Source organism: Desulfurispirillum alkaliphilum, from assembly GCF_055378285.1.
Window position 1 is genome coordinate 937873 of sequence record NZ_AP042405.1, and the last position, 19910, is coordinate 957782.

Below are 19910 nucleotides of genomic sequence, written 5' to 3' on the forward strand. Positions count from 1 at the left end.
CAAGTACATGCGAGCAGTTTGCTTGCACTTTTTGACCACGAAAAAGGCTCCCGGGAAAAAACATGCGCTCCTGCCCCCGCGTCCTCGTCACCATCTTCTGTGTGTTCGCCTTCTGCGTTTCCGGTGCTGGTGCAACGGAAGGGCCGGGGATCTTTTCCTTCTACCTGGAAAACGATATTGTCGCCCAGACTGACCGGTACTACACCGGCGGCATGCGCTTTTCCTATCTTTCCCCAGCGACCTGTGTGCCTGGCAGCGGGGATGGCAGCTCCCTGTGTCGCCTGCGCCAGTGGCCCTTCCTGGGGCACCCCGACCTGGCGTATCAGTGGGGATTTGATATAGGTCAGCAGGTCTTCACACCAGCCAATATTGAAACTGCCGAGCTGCAGAAGGACGACCGGCCCTACGCGGGCTGGACCTATGGAGGCTTCTCTCTGGTGGGGCGCAACCACCATATCATGCGCTCCCTGAAGGTGGAATTGGGGCTGATCGGCGAGTGGTCCGGTGCCCGCAGTATGCAGACCCGTCTGCATGAAGCCTTTGGGGCAACGCGCCCTGAGGGGTGGGAGCATCAGCTGGAAAACGAGGTGGGAGTTTCGGTGCTGGCAGGCCAGAAGTGGCGTTACCATGGGGATTTTCCCGAGCACTCCAGCGAACTGGACTTTATTCCCCATGTTACCCTGCAGCTGGGCAATGTGGCCACACGGGCCAATGCGGGTTTTTTCCTGCGCTGGGGGCGTGATCTGCCCCGCGATTTCGGCTCCAGCCCCATCAGCGGGTTTGCTGAAACCAATGCTCCCCTGGACTACGCCTACCGTCATAACGATCGCTGGCGCTGGCATCTGTTCACCGGCCTGAATCTGCGCCTGCAGGTGCATGACATCTTCCTGGACGGCAATACCTTCCGCGACAGCCACCGTGTGGAAAAGGAACACACGGTGGTGGAGGGGGGCATAGGCTACGGCTTCTCCAAAGGACCCTGGAAAATTTCCTACGGTCGCATGTTCCGCACCAATGAATTCACCACCCAGAAGGGCACTGAAACCTTTGGGTCTCTGAGTGTTTCCCGGGTACTGGAGTAAGAGCAATGCAGGAAGTTTCGACAATGCAATCCCATGAACATCACAGCACGCGCCTGCCGGGCCTGGCTCACCTGCTGACAGCCCTGCTTGCTGTGGCGATAGTGCTGCCGCTGAGCGCTGCGGCCCGCACCACCCTCAGCTTCCAGTTTGAGGCTCTGCCGGATTCCCGCATCGGCAGCAGTTCCGCTGAGGTGCAGTCCGGCACCAGCAGCGTGCAGGTCGGCCATGGTAACTTTCAACTGGGCTACTCCCACAGCCGCTACTCCTGGAGCGATCCCGCCAGTCTGCCTCCGGCCCTGGCAACTGCCGATGGGCGTGACCCCTGGGAGAAACTGCAGCGCCTCAGCCTTGGATACCGTGACCGCCTGGCGGGCCCGCAGTGGAACACCTACTACGGTGTTGGCATCAGCGCGAGCTACGAGCAGGAGCTGGATGACTCTGTCAGTGTCTTTTCTTATTTCATGCGGGGCTACAACCATTCTCCTGACTGGGAGAGTGGGCTGGGAGTGGCCGTTTCCTACAGCAGCCTCAAGGAGTATGTGTTGCCCATGGTCTTTGTGCGCTACCGGGCGCCACACCAGATGGGCCTTTCCGGCAGTCTGGGCTTCCCCCGCACAGAGCTGCGTTATCGAACCCATCCCCAGTTCAGCGTCGGCACCCGTGCCGCCTTTGGACAGGGACACTTTCGCCTGCGCGATGACAGCCCCCTGCAGCCGGCAGGCTTTGTGGAAATGAAAGGTTACCAGGCCGTGGGCTTCGCCGAGTACCGCCTGGCAGCCGGAACCCTTCTCAGTCTTGAGGCCAGCACCTTTGTGGAGCGTCACTGGAAAATCTACGATGCCGACGGCAGCCGGCAGGGGCGGGTTGATCTGGAAAATGGCATCAGCACATCCCTGGTGTGGCGACAGGTGTTCTGAGAAATACCCCAAGGAGGGTGTCATGGGAAGATGCTGTTCCCAGGAAACAGGAAATATTGCGTGTTTCCTGCTGGATGTGAAGACGCAGCTGTTTTTGCGCACTGACTGTAATGAGAGTTTGCACATGCTGAATCATCTGAATGAAGTGCGCAACCTCGTGTGGAACGCCGGAGTGGGTGGACAGTCAAAAATTCTATGGCTGGCGTTGCCTGGCTCCCAGCAGAAGATCCTGGCAAAGTGTTTTTTGCCAAAGCTTTCTTAGGACTTATCCATAAATTACGCCGATTTTCCTGTATGTGATTATCGCCGCCGCGAGACACGTCAATCCGTAGTGAGTGACCTCAAGCTTCTCAAAGCGCACATGAATCTTCCTGAAACGGTTGAACCAGGAAATAGATGCTTCCACTATCCAGCGCCTCGCCTTCTTTGATGGGTCACGCTTCTTGTCCTCGATCTCTTCTTTTCGCTGCTTTACATGGGGTATGTATCCGCGCTGAAGAATGCTGCTGAGCGCCGGCTTTCCCTTGTAGCCACAATCTGCGCAAAGATGCTGCTCCTGCTCTGCAGGCTTCTCGAAGACTACGCCATCAAGAACGGCTTCAAGCTGGCTCACATCATGCCGGTTCGCTCCGGTTACGACGATGGACAACGGGACGCCACGACCGTCCACCAGGACATGACGCTTGCTCCCGTTTTTTTCCCCGATCCGTCGGGTTCTTCCCTACGGTTTCAAGAGCCATTGGAGCTTTGTACATTCCGCCATCTATGCTTTGCCACTCCCAAGCTATCCCCTCCATCTCGTCATACTCAGCCAGCCCCTGACGCCAAATAGCTTCGAATACACCGGCCTTACTCCATTCAATGAAGTACTTGTGCACTGCACTGGCGCAACCAAACTGCTCCTTGGGTATCGCTTTCCACTGACAACCGGTGCGCAGCACATAGACAATGCCGGAAAACGCCTTCCTGGGGTCAAGTCGCTTGCGCCCACCACCAGGCTTGCGCTTGTAGATCTTGTCAGGATCTCTTTGCTGGATTGGCAGTAAAGGCTCAACTCTTTGCCAGAAGGCATCTGAAACTTCCCATGATTGCACTTTAGACATAAATCACCGCCATGAATGATCTTTTGTGGATCATTCTACAGCGAAACATTGCTCGGGTCAATGATTATTTATGGACAAGTTCTTACTCGCGCTTCCGTCGCGTTCGTCTCTGGTTCAGAGATCAGTTTCGTTTTCAGGGGCAACCCGCACGGCATAGTTTTTTCGGAGCCATGCTTCTCAGGAGTCACGGGTTGCCAACACCAGAACCTTATGGCTATATTCCTGCAGTAAAATGTGCACCATTGCACGGCATTGCCTTCTTTGCCTGTCATCAGCACGCCGTGACACTGCATGACTTTTTAAAACAGGAGCCACTGGAAAGGCAGCAGTGGGTGGTCAGGCGCCTCGCACGCCTGATAGCAAATATGCATCGTCGTGGTATTCGCCATAAAGACATCAGCAGCCGTAATGTGCTGGTGGAGCCATGTGAGGAGGGGAAATATCCACGCCTGTTGCTTATTGATACCGATAGAGTTGTGCAGGGCAACGAGCCTGTGAGCATGGTGCGATTCATACGCAATATGAAATGCGTAAAAAATCTGAATCTTGGGCTGCAGCACAATATACGCTTTATGAAATTCTATATGCTGCATGTTGCCACCCGTGAGGCGATGTACTGGTGGAGATTCTGGCAGAGGAAGTAGCCCGTTGGCCGTACCTTGTGCAGAGCTCATTCACGCATCGTTTAGCAGGCTGCTGAAAAAACCTCATCAGGGAGCACACTGCATTCCTCGCTCCGCGAGCGCCTTGAACCTGAGTATTTGAGGTATTTCGCCACGCTGTTAAGGGTACGGAACTTCAGTCTTTTCCAAAGAAGAAGGGGCCCCTTTGATGATACCTCCGAAACACTCTTGCCTGCGCCTTCTGCTTTTGCTGTGCGTCACTCTGCTGGCTGTGGGTTGCGCTTCTGTGGAGCCCCTTTCCGATCGTGACCAGCGGCCCCATGAACCTCCGGCTGCCGCAGGGGAGCTGGCGGCACAGATGCCCCTGAGTGGCCCATCGGGTTTTCGGATACTCTACGGTGGTCCCGAGGCCTACCAGTGGCGGGTGGCCAGTGCCAGGGCAGCCCATGAGCGCCTTAATATTCAGTACTACATCTGGCAGGATGATGTGGCGGGTCGTCTGCTGATTGCCGAGCTGCTGCAGGTGGCCGATACTGGTGTGCGCATCTCCCTGCTGCTGGATGACATGGACGTGCGCGGCAGTGACCGCGCCCTGGCCATACTGGATCAGCACCCCCATATCGAAGTGCGGGTCTTCAACCCCTTTCGAAGCCGCTGGGGTATCCTGCGTACCGGGGTGGAGCTGGTGCTGCGGGGCAGTGATCTGAACCACCGCATGCACAACAAGGCGTGGATAGCCGACGGTCATCTGGCCATTATCGGTGGTCGCAATATCGGCGATGAGTATTTCAGTGCCGGCAGCGCCTTCAACTTCTCCGACATTGATCTGGTCATCGTGGGTCCCCTGGCCCATGGGGCTGATATCTCCTTCACCGATTACTGGAACAGTCCCCTGGCCATTCCCATCAGTCAGCTGCGTCGCGTTCGTGACGATGTCAACTGGCTGAGCAGGCACCGCGATGCCATGGACGAGTGGTTCACCTCGTACCTCGACCACCCGCTCATGTCCATGGTCTATGGGCAGCCCCCCTTTGTCAGTCGCGAAATGCTCCTCTGCCCCTCTTCCTACCAGTGGACGGATCAGGCCATACTGGCTGCCGATGACCCGGCCAAGGCGCTGAACCAGGAAGACCTGGAGCCCGGTGTGCTGGAAGCTCTGGCAGAGCGCTTTGCCATGGTGGAAGAGGAACTTCTGCTCATATCTCCCTACTTTGTTCCCGGTGCGGAAGGCACTCGCATGCTGGCAGACATGGCCGCACGCGGCATCCGGGTCGCCGTCCTGACCAACTCCCTGGCTACCAATGATGTGGCCATTGCCCACAGTGGCTATGCCCGTCGTCGCCAAGCCTTGCTGGAGGCAGGGGTCGAGCTGTACGAGCTGCGGCCCAGCGCCCATGCCGCGGCGGAAAACCACAACAGCTTTGGCCTTGGCTCCTCACGGGCCAGCCTGCACACCAAGGCGCTGGTGGTGGATCGTCGCGAGGTCTTTCTGGGCTCCTTTAACCTGGATCCACGCTCTGCCCACATCAACACGGAGCTTGGCGCCTTTGTGCGCGATGAACAGCTGGCCGAATCCCTGACGGAGTTTTTTCACCACAGCGTCCACCCGCTCTTTGCCTATCAGCTGTATCTTGATGAGCGCGGAAGCGTGCGCTGGATCGACCATGAGGGGCAGATTCACACCCGTGAGCCCAAGGCCGGGTTCTGGCGACGCTTCCTGGCCGGTTTTGCCCGGCTGCTGCCCATTGAGTCACAGCTCTGATTCAGGTCTTGTGCCTTGCGGGTTCGGGGCGTTTCGCGGTACATTTTCCGTGAACAGGCTCAATATCAGACTCTTTCCGGAAAACTTCTCACAGGCGCCACCGGCACATTGGGGTGCGAATGGAGATATGGCATGACCCTTCCCTTTGGCTTACTGCACGACCAGTTCCAGTGGATTCGCGACGATGATCTCTGGCGCGAATGGGATGAGCAGTGCCTGCTGCTGACGGCCAACCGCCGCATGGGGCGCTCGGCCCTCTCCCGGCACAGTGGCTTTATGGAGTCACAGCAGCGGGAGGTCTGGCAGACGCCCCGCATCCTGCCCTGGGGCACCTGGCTGCAGCAGCTTGTGGAGGATGGAGTGCTGTCCGGCAGCTGCCCGGCGGCGGAAGTCCCCCGGCTGGTGCTCAGCGACTTCCAGGAGCGGTTGCTGTGGGAACAGCAGATTGAAAACCTGGAATCCGAGGGCTTTCTGCTCTCGACCACTCTGGCGGCCAGCGCTGCCATGGAGGCCTGGCGCCTGATGCACCAGTGGAATGTTCCCCTGGAAAAATACCTGAGTGCCACCACAAACCGCCTGGGGCTTGACTGCGGGCATATCCCCGAACTGCAGGCGTTTCTGCGCTGGGCCACCATTTTCGAGAGTACCCTGAAGGAGAATCGCTGGATTGATCAGGCGCGTCTGCCCCATCTGGTGGAGCGCATGATCCGCAAGGTTGCGCTTCCCCTGCCTTCGCGTCTTTTTCTGATGGGATTCGACGAGCTTTCACCGGTGCAGATACGGCTGCTGGAAGCGGTTATGGCGCGGGGGTGCACCGTGATACAGGTGATCGCCCAGGATCACTGCGCCCTGGGCGGTCATGTGGCCATGGCGGACAGTGAAAGCGAATACTGGTCGGCAGCCCACTGGGCGTTGGCGCGCCTGCAAGTGAACCCCGCCGCCCGCATTGCCATTGTCATTCCCCAGCTGGAACAGGTCCGCCACCAGGTGGAATCCGTGTTCGACGCCGTTTTCTATCCCCAGTGGGACTTCTCCCCGGAAAGCCGCCTGCGCACGGCCTATAATATTACCGCCGGACGCACCCTCGCCAGCGTGCCCATGGTGGACATCGCCCTGCTCCTGCTTGACCGCCTCCATCGGAACGTGGAACTGACCCAGGCCGAGATCAGTGGCGTTCTCCTGAGCCCCTTTCTGCCTGGTTATGGGGAAGAGTTCAACCATCGCGTTCTCCTTGATCTGCAGCTGCGCCAGCGGCAGCAGGTCAGCCTGCCCCTGGCGGCCGTGATCCGGCTGGCGGCCAGCCGCCACTGCCCGCGACTGGTGAAGTTTCTGCGGGAGCTTGGCGCGGGCATGCAGGAACTGCGCTCCCGGAAAGCGCGGCCCGGCCAGTGGAGCGAACGCCTCTCCCAGCTCCTGACCCGTGCGGGTTGGCCAGGGGATCGTCGCCTCAACAGCGACGAGTATCAGGCACTGGAAGCGTGGAATACCATGCTGTACACCTTCTCCCACTGCGATCCCATAGTGGCAGAGCTGCCCCTGGGCGACGCCCTGAAGCTGATCAGCACCATGGCCCACCAGACCATTCACCAGCCCCACAGTTACGGCGAAGCCCCCGTGCAGGTGATGGGCATGCTGGAGGCGGGAGGAGCCCACTTTGACGCCATGTGGATCATGGGGCTTCACGACGAAGCCTGGCCCGCCGAGCCCCGTCCCAATCCTCTGATCCCCGGTGCTGTCCAGCGCCTGCATCAGCTTCCCCGTTCCAGCCCCCGGCGGGAGTGGGAGTACGCCAGCGCCCTGACCCATCGTTTCCTGGAAAGCGCCGACGAAGTGATCTTCAGCTATCCTGCCAGTGAAGGAGATCGTCATCTGCGCCCCAGTCCACTGATTACCGGTCGCAGGGAACTGAGCCTTCGGGAACTCCGGCTGGAAGAGGCCACCGCGACGTCGCCCCTGGGTCAGCTTCTTGCCACCGCCAGCCTTCAGACACTGGAGGATACCCACGCCCATGGCCTGCCAGCGGATACCCTGCTGCGCGGTGGAGCCTCGGTGCTGAAAGACCAGGCCCTCTGCCCATTTCGGGGCATTGGCCTGCATATTCTTGGTGCCACCGCACCCTGTGGCGCCCTGGCCGGCGTCAACCCCATGGTGCGGGGTATTCTGCTCCACAGCGCCCTGGAGGATATCTGGAACAAGCTGGAGAGTTCCCGCGGACTGCAGAAGATGGAAGCGCGCAAGCGCCGCCAGTTCATTGAGGACTCCCTGGGCAGAGCCATCCAGCGCCTGCAGCACGAACTCAATATCACCATAGCGCCCGCCCTGGCCCAGATGGAAGTGCAGATGCAGGCCCAGTGGATTGATGACTGGCTGGAATACGAAAAAACACGCCCGCCCTTCACCGTGGCCAGCCTGGAACGCTATCACCACATCAGCCTGGGAGGGCTGCAGCTGAAACTGAAAGTAGACCGCATTGACCAGCTGGAAAATGGCCAGCATGTGCTCATCGACTATAAAACCGGCCAGGCCAGCGCCAGGGACTGGGAAGGCGAGCGCCCCGCCGATCCCCAGCTCCCCCTCTACGCCGTCACCCTGCAGGACACCTCCATAGGCGCTGTCGCCTACGCCTTGATCAACCGCGAAGCCTGCCACTTCCGGGGGCTGGCCATGGAGGAAGGCATGCTGCCGGAGCTTGGCGCTCTGCCCGACCAGCAAAGCTGGCAGACCATGCTGCAAAACTGGAAAGCGGCATTGGAGAACCTGGCAGGCGAAATCACCAGCGGCTATGGCGCCATCAGCCCCCGCGATGACACCAGCTGTCGCTATTGCCCCCTGCCCCTGCTGTGCCGCATTGATGGAAATGAGGGGGATGAGGAGAGGTGAGGGATTGATGAAGCAACTGAAGGTTTTGCTGGAATTGAGCCTGTACTCGAAGTGCGGTGAGCCGGAACAGAAAAGAAAGGCCTCACACAGCCCTCAAAGGCCCAAAGGAGAGACAGGGAGAAGAGGGGACTTGACCGCGAAGAAACGCCAATGAACGCGAATTCAGAAGAGTAAAACCGGTCTCAGTCCCGTTCGCTTTGCCCACTTAAGGTGCGAGCACTTGTGAGCAACGCCGCAGATGAGGCTTTTCAGCAGCCTGACAGTCGGCGCGTCCTGGCTGGGCCAGCACACAGGGGAGAGACAGAAGCAGGCCGTTCCCCCCTGAGCCCGTCCGGTGAGTGCGACGCCTGGCTGGCAAGACCCGAACGGGACACCTGCAGGAAGCAGGTGGTCCGGCAGCACTGCAGGGAAGCAGTGTCTGCCGGATCTCCAGAACAGGCGAGCCAACGATCCGGAAAAACGGGCGTTCGGGGGGCGCGTTTTTGTGCCCTTTTTGCGCGGTCAAAAAGGGTAATATCCGGAAACGAAAAGAAGAATACCAGATGAGTCAAGTATGCAAAATTACTACGGTTTTTGCGTGACAAGCATCAGTAAAATAACGCCTTAAGTCAAGCCGACAAGGTGGGTAACTTGAGAAGTTACTCTGTGGAGAGATTTTTCCACAGTTTTTTCAGGAAAAACCCTTTGTGCCCCCTGAGTAATTCCTCGAAATATACGAAAAGGAAGAGGTATTTGTGCATGCGTGACTTCCCCTCCATTGCCGATGAAGCTGCCCGCACGCGGGCGCTGGATATATCAACGTCCTTTATCGTGCAGGCCCCGGCGGGCTCCGGGAAAACCGAACTCCTGACCCAGCGCTTTCTGGCGCTGCTGGGCCAGGTATCCGAGCCCGAGGAGATTCTGGCCATCACCTTCACCCGCAAGGCGGTGGGCGAGATGCGCGAACGGGTGCTGGGCAGTCTGCGCATGGCCCTTGATGCGGAGCCTCCCGCGGCCCCACACCTGCGCACCACCTGGGAGCTGGCCCGCGCTGCGCTGGCCAATGCCCGCCGTCAGGAGTGGAATCTGCTGGAGCATCCCACCCGGCTGCGCATCCAGACCATTGACGCCCTCTGTGCTTCCATCGTGCGCCAGATCCCCTACTTTTCCCGCCTGGGGGGACAGATGGCCATCAGCGATGAGCCTGCCCGGCTTTACCGCCAGGCGGCGATGCAGACCCTGGAGGAGCTGGAGTGCCCCCATGTGCGCACGGTACTGACCCACCTGCACAACGATATGGAGCGGGCCTGCGCCCTTCTGATGGAAATGCTGCAGCGGCGCGAGCAGTGGCTGCACCACATTGTGGCTGCCCGGAAGGCCGATCGTGCCGCGCTGGAGCGTTCCCTGGCCCATGTGCGAAGCTCCTACCTGCTGGAGCTGCAGGCGGGCCTTGATGAAGCCACGGTGGCGTCTCTGGCCGAACTGGCCGCCTATGCCGCTTCCAATCTGGATGAAAATCATCCCCTGGCCCGTATCGACTGGAGTCAGGGGCTGGGCTTCGAGGCGGCGTACACCGGGGCCTGGATTGCCCTGAGCAGCCTGCTGCTGACCCAGAAGGGCACCTGGCGGCGCAGTTTCACCAAAAATGATGGATTTCCCCCTCCCAAGAATGCCTTGATCCCTGCCATAAAGGCTCTGCTCCAGGAACTGGCCGCCAGTCCCCAGGCGGAGAACCTGTGCTGGGCCCTGCAGGCTCTGGCCCTGATTCCTGCCACCTATGACGATGACCAGTGGCCGGTACTCCACGCCATCAATGAGCTGCTTCTGAAAGCCGTTGGACATCTGTGGCTGGTTTTTGGGCGCAGCGGCTGCGTGGATTTCTCCCAGATGAGCCTTGCCGCTGTGGAAGGTCTGGGCAGTGATGACGAGCCCACTGACCTTGCCCTGAAGCTTGATTATCGACTCAACCACATCCTGGTGGACGAGTTTCAGGATACCAGTGCCAGCCAGTACCGACTGCTCAGGAAGCTGACTGCCGGGTGGCAGCCCGGTGACGGGCGCACCCTCTTTGTGGTGGGTGACCCCATGCAGTCCATCTACCGCTTTCGCCAGGCCGAAGTGGGTCTTTTCCTGCAGGCGCGCCAGCAGGGAATTGGCAATGTGCAGCTGGAACCCCTGTCCCTGAGTGTGAACTTTCGCTCCACCGCAGCCATCGTGCACTGGAACAATCAGATATTCTCCCGTGTCTTTCCCGCTGTGGAGGAGATATCCAGCGGAGCCATAGCCTACAGCGCCAGCAGCGCTTTCCATGGGGAGGCAGAAGGGCCTGACTGCGCCGTGCAGGCTCACCTGCTGCCAACCGCAAAGGCGCAGGAAGAGGCGCGGGCTATACTGGCGTGTATTGAGGACATCCGCTCCCGCCATCCCGGTGAGACCATTGCCATCCTGGCCCGCAACCGTACCCACCTGGACGAGATCATTTCCCTGCTCAAAGGGGGTGCCACCTCCTTCAGTGCCATAGATATAGCGCCCCTGGCCCACAGTGGCGCCGTGCGCGACCTGCAGATCATCACCCGTGCCCTGTGCCATCCCGGTGACAGCATCGCCTGGCTGGCTCTGTTGCGGGCACCCTGGTGCGGGCTGACCCTCGCGGATCTGCAACTCCTTACTGCCGGTGCCGATGGACGCACTCTCTGGCAGTGCCTGCAGGAGGCTACCTGTGTGGAACCGCTCAGTGCCGATGGACAGGCGCGCCTGCTGCGTATCCGGCCAGCCCTGATCCAGGCCATGGAAGAGCGTGGCCGCCAGGGGCTGGCGCGCTGGGTGGAGGGAACCTGGCGGCAGCTGGGTGGACCCGCCTTTCTGGAGCGGCCAGCACAGCTGGAGGACGCCCGCGTCTTTCTGCACATTCTCCAATCCCTGGAAGAGGAGCCCTTTCCGGAAATTCAGCATATGGAGGAAGCCCTCGCCAGTGTCTACTGCAGCGAAGACCCGTCCGCCGACAGCTCTTTGCAGCTGATGACCATCCACAAGGCCAAGGGCCTGGAGTTCGATCACGTCATCATTCCCGGCCTCTGCGGCGGCAGCCGCAGCGAGAGCAAACCTCTGCTGGCCTGGCATGAAGGGCCGCACCGCAGCGCGGATATGGAGCTGCTGCTGGCCATTGCCCGGCGGGGGCGCGACCAGAAGGAGAGCAGCCTCTACGAGTACATCCGCCAGATGCACCAGCGCTGTATGGAGAACGAGCAGAAACGCCTGCTGTACGTCGCCTGTACCCGCTCCAGAAAAGGCCTGCACCTGTTTGCCCGCCTGCGGCCCGATCGCAGTGGCGAAGACTGGGCTTCGCCCCGCAGCGGCAGCCTGCTGCGCCATATCTGGGAGCAGCTGCAGCCACTGGCACCACCGCTGCCCGATGCGCCGGAAGCAGAGGAACAGCAACAGGCGCAGCCCCCTGTTCCCCTGAAGCGGGTGCACAGTGACTGGCGGATCCCCCGTGTGGCTCCCCGCATACTGCCGAATCTGGCCATTACCCCGGCCCAGCATGACGAAGGGGAACCACAGCCCGAGTTCCAGTGGGCAGGTGAAATGGCCCGCCTGGTGGGGGTGCTCTTTCACCAGTGGGTGCGTCGCCTGGGAGAAAAGAATGAGAGAGAGAGCCTGAGCGGTGATATGGAAGAACTGCGCAAAAACCTTCGCTGGAGCACCTATCAGCTTGGCGTTCCCCATGAACTGCGAGCCAGCGTGGTGGAGCGCACCATCACCGCCCTCGGGAATATGGGCGTCGATCAGCGGGGCCGCTGGATTCTCTCCTCCTCCCATCAGGACTCCCGCTGGGAGTACCCGTTGACCGGCACAGACCAGCGTGGTCACATCGTCAATATCATCATCGATCGCATGTTTATCGATGACCAGGGAACCCGCTGGATTATCGACTATAAAACCGGCCAGCACGAAGGAGGGGGGCTGGAGCACTTCCTGCGCGAAGAGCAGCAGCGCTATGCACCCCAGCTGGAACGCTATGGCTTTCTGGCAGGCAAGCTCGGGCCGCAGCCCGTGCGCCTGGGGTTGTACTTCCCCTTTCACCAGCGCTTTGTGGAATGGGGAGTGGGGGAAGGGTATGGAAGTTCATAAAAACCGTGCCATGCACAAGGCAGGCATTCTGCACTCCCAGACCCGCTCGCTTGTCTTCCTGGCTCAAGGGTCTGCCGCTCGCCATCCGGGCTCGCTCTCGAAGTGCTGAATGCCACGCTGAGGAGACAACTGGCGCAACATGCGCGTCTGAATACCAAAATACAGGCAGGCCAATGACACCCAACAACAGTTTTTCCACCCTTTCCACATTCATCTGCGCCATGGAGGCCTTCAGCCGCGCCCATGGGCGCGATGAGCTGCCGTGGCGTCAGCCGGGCATGACGCCCTATGGTATCTGGGTCAGCGAGGTGATGCTGCAGCAGACCCAGGTAATGCGGGTGATTCCCTATTTTCAGGCTTTCATGGAGCGCTTCCCCCATGTCTTTTCTCTGGCGGCAGCCAGCTGGGATGACTTCCTGCCACTGTACCGTGGGCTTGGCTACTACCGTCGGGGGGAGAATATGCTGGCCTGCGCCCGGCTGGTGGTGGAGCAGCATGACGGGGTCTTTCCCCGCGACAGGAAGCAGCTTAAGGCCCTGCCGGGCATTGGCGATTACACGGCCAGCGCCATCCTCAGTTTTGGCTATGGCGAGCCAGTGCTGGCTTTTGACACCAATATGCAGAAGGTTTTCGGACGCTTTCTGCAGGGCAGCCGCAAGGCGGTGGTGGACAAAGAAGCCCTGGAAGGTTCACTGGTGGGTCTGTTCCGGCAGCGTCCCATGGGCTGGTTCAATGGAGCGGTTATGGATTTTGCCGGGGCGGTCTGCCGCAAGGTGCCCCTCTGCGCAAGCTGCCCGGTCCGCACCCACTGTCGCTATTTCGCCGAAGAAGGCCGGCAGGAAACTGTCGCGGTCAAGGCAGGCGCCACGCCCCCCTTTCCCATGGGCAGTGCCCAGGTTCACCTGTGGCTGCACCGGGCGCATCGTCACTATTTCTCTGTGGACCCCGATCGCTTTGTGCCCTTTATATTGCCGCCGGGGGTGAACCGTCGCCACCAGATCAAGGCATACTTCATGGAGCAGTACGGGCTGGAGCTGGCGGTGCGCCCTCCCCACGCCCGTGGCTTTCTGGAGGGGATGCCCGTGTTGCTGGTCAATGCCCAGGTTCTCCAGGGGCAGGCGGAGTTTGCTGCTTTCACCAGGGAAGAGGTCCGGGAGTACGGTGAGACGATAACGCTGAAGGGTTCTTTCTGAGATTTTGCACCTTGTTGCATTGACTTCAGCCATTATTTTCCTGGTGCTTACCACGCGGAAATAGTAGTAATTTTGCATGCTTGACTCATCTGGTATTCTTCTTTTCGTTTCCGGATATTGCCCTTTTTGACCGCGCAAAAAGGGCACAAAAACGCGCCCCCCGAACGCCCGTTTTTCCGGATCGTTTGCTCGCCTGTTCTGGAGATCCGGCAGACACTGCATCCCTGCAGTGCTGCCGGACCACTCACTTCCTGTGAGTGTCCCGTTCGGGTCTTGCCAGCCAGGCTTCGCGCTCACCGGACGGGCTCAGGGGGGAACAGCCTGCTTCTGCCTTTCCCCCGTGTACTGGCGCAGCCAGGACGCGCCGACTGTCAGGCTGCTGAAAAGCTCTCATCTGCGGCGTTGCTCACCAGTGCTCGTCGCTGCGACGCACAGGAGGTACGCCTCACTTCTCACCTTGCTTGCGCCTTGCACCTGAGAGCTTTTCAATTGCCTGTATAACGCGATGGACCCGCAGGGTTGCCGCCACAACGGCGGCAACCGCAAACCCAAAGCCACGGAGGGCGGTTGTTTGCGGTCCCCAGTTCCAGTCAGGCGGACGGCTGAGAAGGACAGCATTGGGGGCCGCTTCCCAGCCACTTTGTGCGAGTCCAAAGTGGCAAAAGAAACTCATAAACAAGGCAAGGATAATGTCGCGACGCAGTCTGTGCAGAACCATTTCCGCCATTCCAGTATGGCATAAGGGTCGGCGCCGATAGCCTGCCGTTTCAAGGGGGGGGAAGTTGAGTTCTTTTGATTGAAAAAGGACTGGTTCGGGTATACAAGCATGCAGAGTACGATCGCGGCCAGAGCCTGGTCTTGAATTTTCCCGTGGAAAGGTTTCTATGAATACATTGCCCCCGTGTCCCCGGTGCCAATCATCCTATACCTATGAAGATCAGAGTCTGTATGTCTGCCCCGAGTGTGCCCACGAGTGGCCGAAGAATGCTGCCGTTGCCCCAGCGCAGGACAAGGTGGTACGCGATGCCCACGGCGCTCCCCTGGCTGATGGAGACACGGTGACGGTGATCAAGGATCTCAAGGTCAAAGGCTCTTCGGCGGTGGTGAAGGTCGGCACCAAAGTGAAGCAGATCCGCCTTGTGGAAGGGGATCATGACATCGACTGCAAAATTGACGGTATTGGCGCCATGAAACTGAAATCAGAGTTTGTCAGAAAGGTTTAGGCGCACATGCAGAAAACGGCTTCTGTCCAGTGGCTTGACGCTATTGCCTGTCACTCCCGGCGATGGGTGCTCTGGGGTGTTGTATTGGGTGGTCTTGGCGGGGTGCTGATCATCCTGCAGGCGGGGCTGCTGGCCCACGTTATCCATGAAGCGTTCATGGAGGGAATTTCCCGCGCGGCCTTGTTGCCGTTTTTTGGTTTCCTGGTGCTGGTGATTGCTTTGCGGGCACTGATCGCCTGGGGGCGCGAGCTCCTGGGGCAGCGCGCCTCGACGCAGGTGCGTCGGGTGGTTCGTCAGCAGCTGCTGGAGCATATCGGACGTCTGGGGCCGGTCTATGCCAGCGAGCAGCGTGCCGCGTCTCTCTCCAGTGCTCTGCTGGAGCGGGTGGAGGCCCTGCACGGCTACTTTTCCCACTATCTGCCCCAGAAGATGCTGGCCATAGTCATTCCCGCCACTATCGGCCTGGCGGTCTTCCCCGTCAGCTGGGTGGTGGGGACGATCTTTCTGGTCACGGCGCCGCTGATTCCCTTCTTCATGGTCATGATCGGCCGCGGGGCGGCGACATTGAACCAGAAGAACTTCCAGGCCCTCTCCCGCATGAGCGCCCACTTTCTGGATACCCTGCAGGGTCTGGCGACCCTCAAGATTTTTTTCCGCTCCCGTGATGAGGCCCAGCGTATTGCCAAATCTTCAGAGGAGTACCGTCAGGGAACCATGGCGGTGCTGCGGGTGGCCTTTCTCTCCTCGGCGGTACTGGAATTCCTCACTGCCGTGGCCATTGCCATGACGGCGGTCTATCTGGGGATGCACTTCCTGCACTATCTCGACTTCGGCCTCTATGGCCGGGAGCTGACCCTGAAGATGGGGCTTTTCCTGCTGCTGCTGGCACCGGAGTTCTACCAGCCCCTGCGGGAGCTGGGCACTCACTATCACGCCCGGGCCGAAGCCGTTGGCGCGGCCGAAGGTATCCAGGCCATTCTCAGGGCACCGGCTCAGGCCGCTCCCCGCGACGGGGAGCCCTTTGGCCCCGTCGGCAACATCGCCATCGACTTTCGATCTGTCCATCACTGTTTTGGCACGGAGCGCGTGGCTCTGGAGAATCTCTGCCTGTCCATCGAGGCGGGGCAGTGGGTGGCCGTGGTGGGTGCCAGCGGCGCCGGCAAGACCACCATGCTGAATCTGCTGCTGGGCTTTCTGTCCCTGCAGCAGGGACAGATCCTGGTCAACGGTCAGGATCTGGGCAGCCTGAACATGGAACACTGGCGTCGGCATGTGGCCTGGGTTCCCCAGTCGCCGACGCTTTTTTATGGCAGCATTGCCGACAATATCGCCCTGGGCTCAGAGGCCATGACCCGTTCCCGTGTCATTGAAGCGGCGCGACGCGGACGGGTGCTCGACTTCAGTGATGCTCTGCGCGGTGGCCTTGACGCGCCTGTGGGCGAGCAGGGGAACCTGCTTTCCGGTGGTCAGGCCCGCCGGGTGGCCCTGGCGCGGGCCTTTGCCAAGGACACTCCCCTGGTGGTGCTGGATGAACCCACGGCTGGTCTGGATGGTGAAAATGAGCGTCTGATCATGGAAGGCCTGAAGGGTCTGGCTGCGGGGCGTACCATGATGATGCTGACCCACCGCCTGGATACCGCTCGCCTGGCGGATCGTATTGTGGTCATGGATCGTGGACGGATTGTGGAAGCGGGCAGCCACGCTGAGCTGATGGCCCTGGAGGGAACCTATGCTGCTCTGGTGCGCAGTGGACGCGCGGAGGTGCTCCCATGAGGGAACTGCTGCCCTTTGTGCGCCTCTTCTGGCCCAGCCGCCTGTGGATATTCTGGGGAGCCTTTTTCGGACTTGCCACCATGGTGGCAAGCGTCGGTCTGCTGGCCCTTTCGGGCTGGTTTCTCAGTGCGGCGGCCTTTGCCGGCCTCAGTGTCATCAGTGCCAGGGAGTTCAATTTCTTTACCCCCAGTGCCGGAGTGCGGGGGTTTGCCATCCTGCGTACCGGTGGCCGCTATGCCGAGCGCATCCTCTCCCACGAGGCCACCTTTCGCCTGCTGGCCTCGCTGCGTGTCTGGTTTTACCAGCGTATTGAGCCCCTGGCGCCGGCAGGGCTGCTCCGCCATCGCAGTGGCGATCTGCTCAGCCGCATTGTCACCGATATAGATACCCTGGACGGCCTCTTTCTCCGGGTCATATCACCGCTGCTGATCGCCCTGGGCCTGGCAGCCATAGCCGGAACCTTTCTGTGGTGGCTCTCCCCGGTGCTTGCATTGATATTCTGGTTTTTCTTCGCCCTGGCCGGGCTGCTGGTTCCCCTGCTGGTCAGGCACATGGGCAATCAGATTGGTCGGACCATGCAGCAGTGCGGCGCGCGTCTGCGCACCGCAGCAGTAGAGGATATGCAGGGTATGGCCGACCTGATGGTGTACGGAGCCGATACCAGGCATCGCGCCCGGTTGCTGGAGGAGAGTGAACGCCTGCTGATGCAGCAGGAACGCATGGCGCGGATCAGTGGCCTCAGCAGTGCCTTGATGACGCTCCTGGCGGGCCTGGCGGCTGTGAGCGCCCTCTTCGCGGCGATTCCCCTGGCTCAGCAGAGCGTCTTTGACGGAGCCATGCTGGCCCTGATCGCCTTCGGTATTCTGGCGACCTTTGAGGCTGTGCTCCCCATTCCCCACGCCTTTCAGTTCCTGGGCAAGACGCGGGAAGCGGCCCGCCGCCTGCTGGAAGTGACAGAGGTAGAGCCCGCCGTCACTTTCCCTGAAAACCCCTGCCGGGAGGCTGCCGGGGCGCTGTGTCTGAAAAGCGTCAGCTTTGCCTACGCAGGGGGCAGTGGAGCCGAGGCCCTGCGGGATGTTTCCCTGAGTATAGCCGACGGAGCCAAAGTGGCAATCGTCGGGCCATCGGGCAGTGGGAAGTCGACCCTGGCTCACCTGCTGGTGCGCTTCTGGGATCCACGCAGCGGACAGATAACCCTTGGCGACAGCGATCTGCGTCAGCTCAGCGAGGAGCAGCTGCGCAACACCATCACCCTGGTCTCTCAGAAGTCCCATATCTTCTGCGCCACCATGCGGGAGAATCTGCTTATTGCCGCGCCCCATGCTGACGAACAGCAGCTATGGCAGGCTCTGGAGCAGGCGCAGCTGGCTGATTTTGTCAGGGGGTTGCCGGAGGGGCTGGATACCTGGGCCGGCGAAGGGGGGGCGCGCCTTTCCGGCGGCCAGGCTCGCCGTCTGGTGCTGGCGCGGGCGCTTTTGAAGAACACCTCCATCTGGGTGCTGGATGAGCCCACCGAGGGCCTGGATGCCGTGACCCAGCAGCAGTTTATGGCAACGCTGCTGGACAGCCTGGCAGGGCAGACCCTGATCCTGATTACCCATATCACGGCAGGGCTGGAAGCCATGGACACCGTTTATTTCATGGAGGACGGGCAGCTGATCTGCAGTGGCAGCCATCGACAGTTGTTGCGTACCAGTGAGCGGTATCGGGTTTTTACGAATTGCGCGGGTGACTAGAAAAAGGGCAGCTTCAGTCCTGCCCTGGTCGTTCGACTAAAGTTGTGCACATTTTTTGCGCACCCGCTGTGCGCTGTCGTCAAAGTCATTTTTCTCCTCGGGGCTGGCGAAGCCTGGGATTTCTTTTCTTCCCTCTTGCAATAACGCAACATTTCCTTGACAAGGCGTAGGTTAGACGCATAATCTTAGCCACGGCAAAGGGGCCCCTGTTCTTTTCTGGCATGCTTATTGCTGTATGCCATAGGGAAAGGCAATACGCCCGGTAACAGCCCATTTTGCAAAAGGAGAAGGTTATGTTGAAAGCAAAACGTCTTGGAATCATCGGTGGAGTTCTCGCCGGAAGTCTTGTTCTGGCAGCCTCTGCCTCTGCCCTGCCCCTGGAAAGCCATGTAGGCGCCACGTACGGTATTCCCAGCGAAGGCGACAACGGCCTTGAGCTGGAAGTCGGTACCCTGTATTCCCATGAATCCGGATTTTACGCTGGTGCCACCTATTTCACCAATGACCTGCTGGACGATGACTGGGATTTCTCCGAATGGTCATACTTTGAGCTGACTCTTGGTTATGAGGGTGAAGCTGGTGTTATCGGTTACGATCTTGGTTTTCTGAAGACATGGTATCTGGACAGTGATTCCGATGACCTTGCCGGCTCTGATGAAATTTATCTGGGAGTTCTCTTTGCCCCTACCGATGAACTGGGCCTGAGCGCGTACTACTACCATGATCTTGACTCTGATGTGGATGGTTATGTGGAACTGGGAGCTGAGTACGACCTGGGCTTCGCCGTGGCCAGCTACCTCTACACTCAGGGACTGGCTGATCGCGATGACGAGAAAACCTCAGAAATCGGCATCAGCAAAGAATTTATCCCAAATCATGAGTTTGGTCTGTTTTATACCATTGACCATGACGACAGCGACAACAGTGTTCTCGAGCTGACCTGGACCTACAGCTTCTGATTCTGCCCTCACCATTTGTGGTTTGTGGAAAAATATCGTCGGCCGGCCCTGCACGTGTGCGGGGCCGGTTCGCGTTTACACCCTTGCGCTTTTCCTGGAACACCTGTTTTTCCGTAGCAAAAAGAAATGCCTGTTACCAGTGTGCCTTCATTGCTATACTCGTGCCATGGTTTTCCAGGCAGAGTCAACGCTCACGCAAGTGGAAAACTCACTCCGCGATGTACAGCAGCGGTTGGCACCGCAGGTTGTCTACGCTGGCCCTGATGCCATGCTGGAATGGGGGGATACTTCTGCACAGACTGCGTCGCTTGACATTATCCTCACCATATATACGAGTTTCTTTTGCCACTTTGGACCCGCCCAAAGTGGCGCAAAAGCGGCCCCCAGTGCTGTCCTTTTCAGCCGTCCGCTTGCCTGGAACTGGGGACCGCAAACAACCGCCCTCCGTGGCTTTTGGTTTGCGGTTGCCGCCGTCGTGGCGGCAACCCTGCGGGTCCATAGCGTTATGCAGGCAATTGAAAAGCTCTCAGGTGCAAGGCGCAAGCAAGG

General features: G+C 59.7%; 13 protein-coding genes. 12 read left to right on the forward strand and 1 reads right to left on the reverse strand.

What is annotated here, in order from left to right:
• Nucleotides 1-62 precede the first annotated feature (62 nt).
• Nucleotides 63-1082 (forward strand): lipid A deacylase LpxR family protein, encoded by a 1020-nt coding sequence (locus tag ACZ46I_RS04390; RefSeq protein ID WP_464281546.1) that lies wholly within the window; start codon nt 63-65, stop codon nt 1080-1082.
• 23 nt (nt 1083-1105) lie between these two features.
• Nucleotides 1106-1999, forward strand: a complete 894-nt coding sequence (locus ACZ46I_RS04395; RefSeq protein ID WP_464281547.1) for a hypothetical protein — start codon at nt 1106-1108, stop codon at nt 1997-1999.
• A 265-nt stretch (nt 2000-2264) separates the two neighbouring features.
• Here the strand turns inward: ACZ46I_RS04395 and ACZ46I_RS04400 are convergent.
• Nucleotides 2265-3102 (reverse strand): IS5 family transposase gene (locus tag ACZ46I_RS04400; protein ID WP_464280308.1). Its coding sequence is split into 2 segments (ribosomal slippage): nt 2265-2696 and nt 2698-3102, totalling 837 coding nucleotides; the frame shifts between segments, so codons are not numbered across the junction.
• Nucleotides 3103-3113: 11 nt separating this feature from the next.
• On the opposite strand from ACZ46I_RS04400, the gene ACZ46I_RS04405 reads away from it, so the two are divergent.
• The 10 genes from ACZ46I_RS04405 to ACZ46I_RS04450 all read left to right on the forward strand — a co-directional run bounded on the left by ACZ46I_RS04405 (nt 3114) and on the right by ACZ46I_RS04450 (nt 19361).
• Nucleotides 3114-3746 (forward strand): lipopolysaccharide kinase InaA family protein, encoded by a 633-nt coding sequence (locus ACZ46I_RS04405; protein WP_464281548.1) that lies wholly within the window; start codon nt 3114-3116, stop codon nt 3744-3746.
• Between the two features lie 187 nt (nt 3747-3933).
• Nucleotides 3934-5487, forward strand: coding sequence for a phospholipase D family protein (locus ACZ46I_RS04410; protein ID WP_464281549.1), 1554 nt, complete (start codon nt 3934-3936; stop codon nt 5485-5487).
• Nucleotides 5488-5619: 132 nt separating this feature from the next.
• Nucleotides 5620-8367: a PD-(D/E)XK nuclease family protein gene (locus tag ACZ46I_RS04415; RefSeq protein ID WP_464281550.1), complete on the forward strand. Its 2748-nt coding sequence runs from the start codon at nt 5620-5622 to the stop codon at nt 8365-8367.
• Between the two features lie 738 nt (nt 8368-9105).
• Complete coding sequence (locus ACZ46I_RS04420) at nt 9106-12477, forward strand: UvrD-helicase domain-containing protein (RefSeq protein ID WP_464281551.1); 3372 nt, start codon at nt 9106-9108, stop codon at nt 12475-12477.
• Complete coding sequence (locus tag ACZ46I_RS04425) at nt 12464-12586, forward strand: hypothetical protein (RefSeq protein ID WP_464281552.1); 123 nt, start codon at nt 12464-12466, stop codon at nt 12584-12586. Before ACZ46I_RS04420 ends, ACZ46I_RS04425 begins: the two co-directional genes overlap by 14 nt.
• Nucleotides 12587-12650: 64 nt before the next feature.
• Entirely contained in the window at nt 12651-13670 is a 1020-nt protein-coding gene (locus ACZ46I_RS04430) for an HhH-GPD family protein (protein ID WP_226508227.1), read from the forward strand.
• A gap of 884 nt (nt 13671-14554) precedes the next feature.
• Complete coding sequence (locus ACZ46I_RS04435) at nt 14555-14893, forward strand: zinc ribbon domain-containing protein YjdM (RefSeq protein WP_464281553.1); 339 nt, start codon at nt 14555-14557, stop codon at nt 14891-14893.
• A 6-nt stretch (nt 14894-14899) separates the two neighbouring features.
• Nucleotides 14900-16666, forward strand: a complete 1767-nt coding sequence (cydD, locus tag ACZ46I_RS04440; RefSeq protein ID WP_464281554.1) for a thiol reductant ABC exporter subunit CydD — start codon at nt 14900-14902, stop codon at nt 16664-16666.
• The gene (gene cydC, locus ACZ46I_RS04445) at nt 16663-18402 is read left to right on the forward strand and encodes a heme ABC transporter ATP-binding protein/permease CydC (RefSeq protein ID WP_464281555.1); all 1740 of its coding nucleotides are present in this window, start codon (nt 16663-16665) and stop codon (nt 18400-18402) included. Before cydD ends, cydC begins: the two co-directional genes overlap by 4 nt.
• 293 nt (nt 18403-18695) lie before the next feature.
• Nucleotides 18696-19361, forward strand: coding sequence for a TorF family putative porin (locus ACZ46I_RS04450; RefSeq protein ID WP_464281556.1), 666 nt, complete (start codon nt 18696-18698; stop codon nt 19359-19361).
• Nucleotides 19362-19910: the final 549 nt, after the last annotated feature.

Bases quoted from the DNA above. Each gene is read 5' to 3' on its own strand.
- ACZ46I_RS04420 (WP_464281551.1), top strand. From the start codon at position 9,106: ATGCGTGACTTCCCCTCCATTGCCGATGAAGCTGCCCGCACGCGGGCG.
- ACZ46I_RS04405 (WP_464281548.1), top strand. From the start codon at position 3,114: ATGAATGATCTTTTGTGGATCATTCTACAGCGAAACATTGCTCGGGTC.
- ACZ46I_RS04430 (WP_226508227.1), top strand. From the start codon at position 12,651: ATGACACCCAACAACAGTTTTTCCACCCTTTCCACATTCATCTGCGCC.
- ACZ46I_RS04410 (WP_464281549.1), top strand. From the start codon at position 3,934: ATGATACCTCCGAAACACTCTTGCCTGCGCCTTCTGCTTTTGCTGTGC.
- ACZ46I_RS04395 (WP_464281547.1), top strand. From the start codon at position 1,106: ATGCAATCCCATGAACATCACAGCACGCGCCTGCCGGGCCTGGCTCAC.
- ACZ46I_RS04435 (WP_464281553.1), top strand. From the start codon at position 14,555: ATGAATACATTGCCCCCGTGTCCCCGGTGCCAATCATCCTATACCTAT.
- ACZ46I_RS04415 (WP_464281550.1), top strand. From the start codon at position 5,620: ATGACCCTTCCCTTTGGCTTACTGCACGACCAGTTCCAGTGGATTCGC.
- cydD (WP_464281554.1), top strand. From the start codon at position 14,900: ATGCAGAAAACGGCTTCTGTCCAGTGGCTTGACGCTATTGCCTGTCAC.
- ACZ46I_RS04390 (WP_464281546.1), top strand. From the start codon at position 63: ATGCGCTCCTGCCCCCGCGTCCTCGTCACCATCTTCTGTGTGTTCGCC.
- ACZ46I_RS04450 (WP_464281556.1), top strand. From the start codon at position 18,696: ATGTTGAAAGCAAAACGTCTTGGAATCATCGGTGGAGTTCTCGCCGGA.
- cydC (WP_464281555.1), top strand. From the start codon at position 16,663: ATGAGGGAACTGCTGCCCTTTGTGCGCCTCTTCTGGCCCAGCCGCCTG.
- ACZ46I_RS04425 (WP_464281552.1), top strand. From the start codon at position 12,464: ATGGAAGTTCATAAAAACCGTGCCATGCACAAGGCAGGCATTCTGCAC.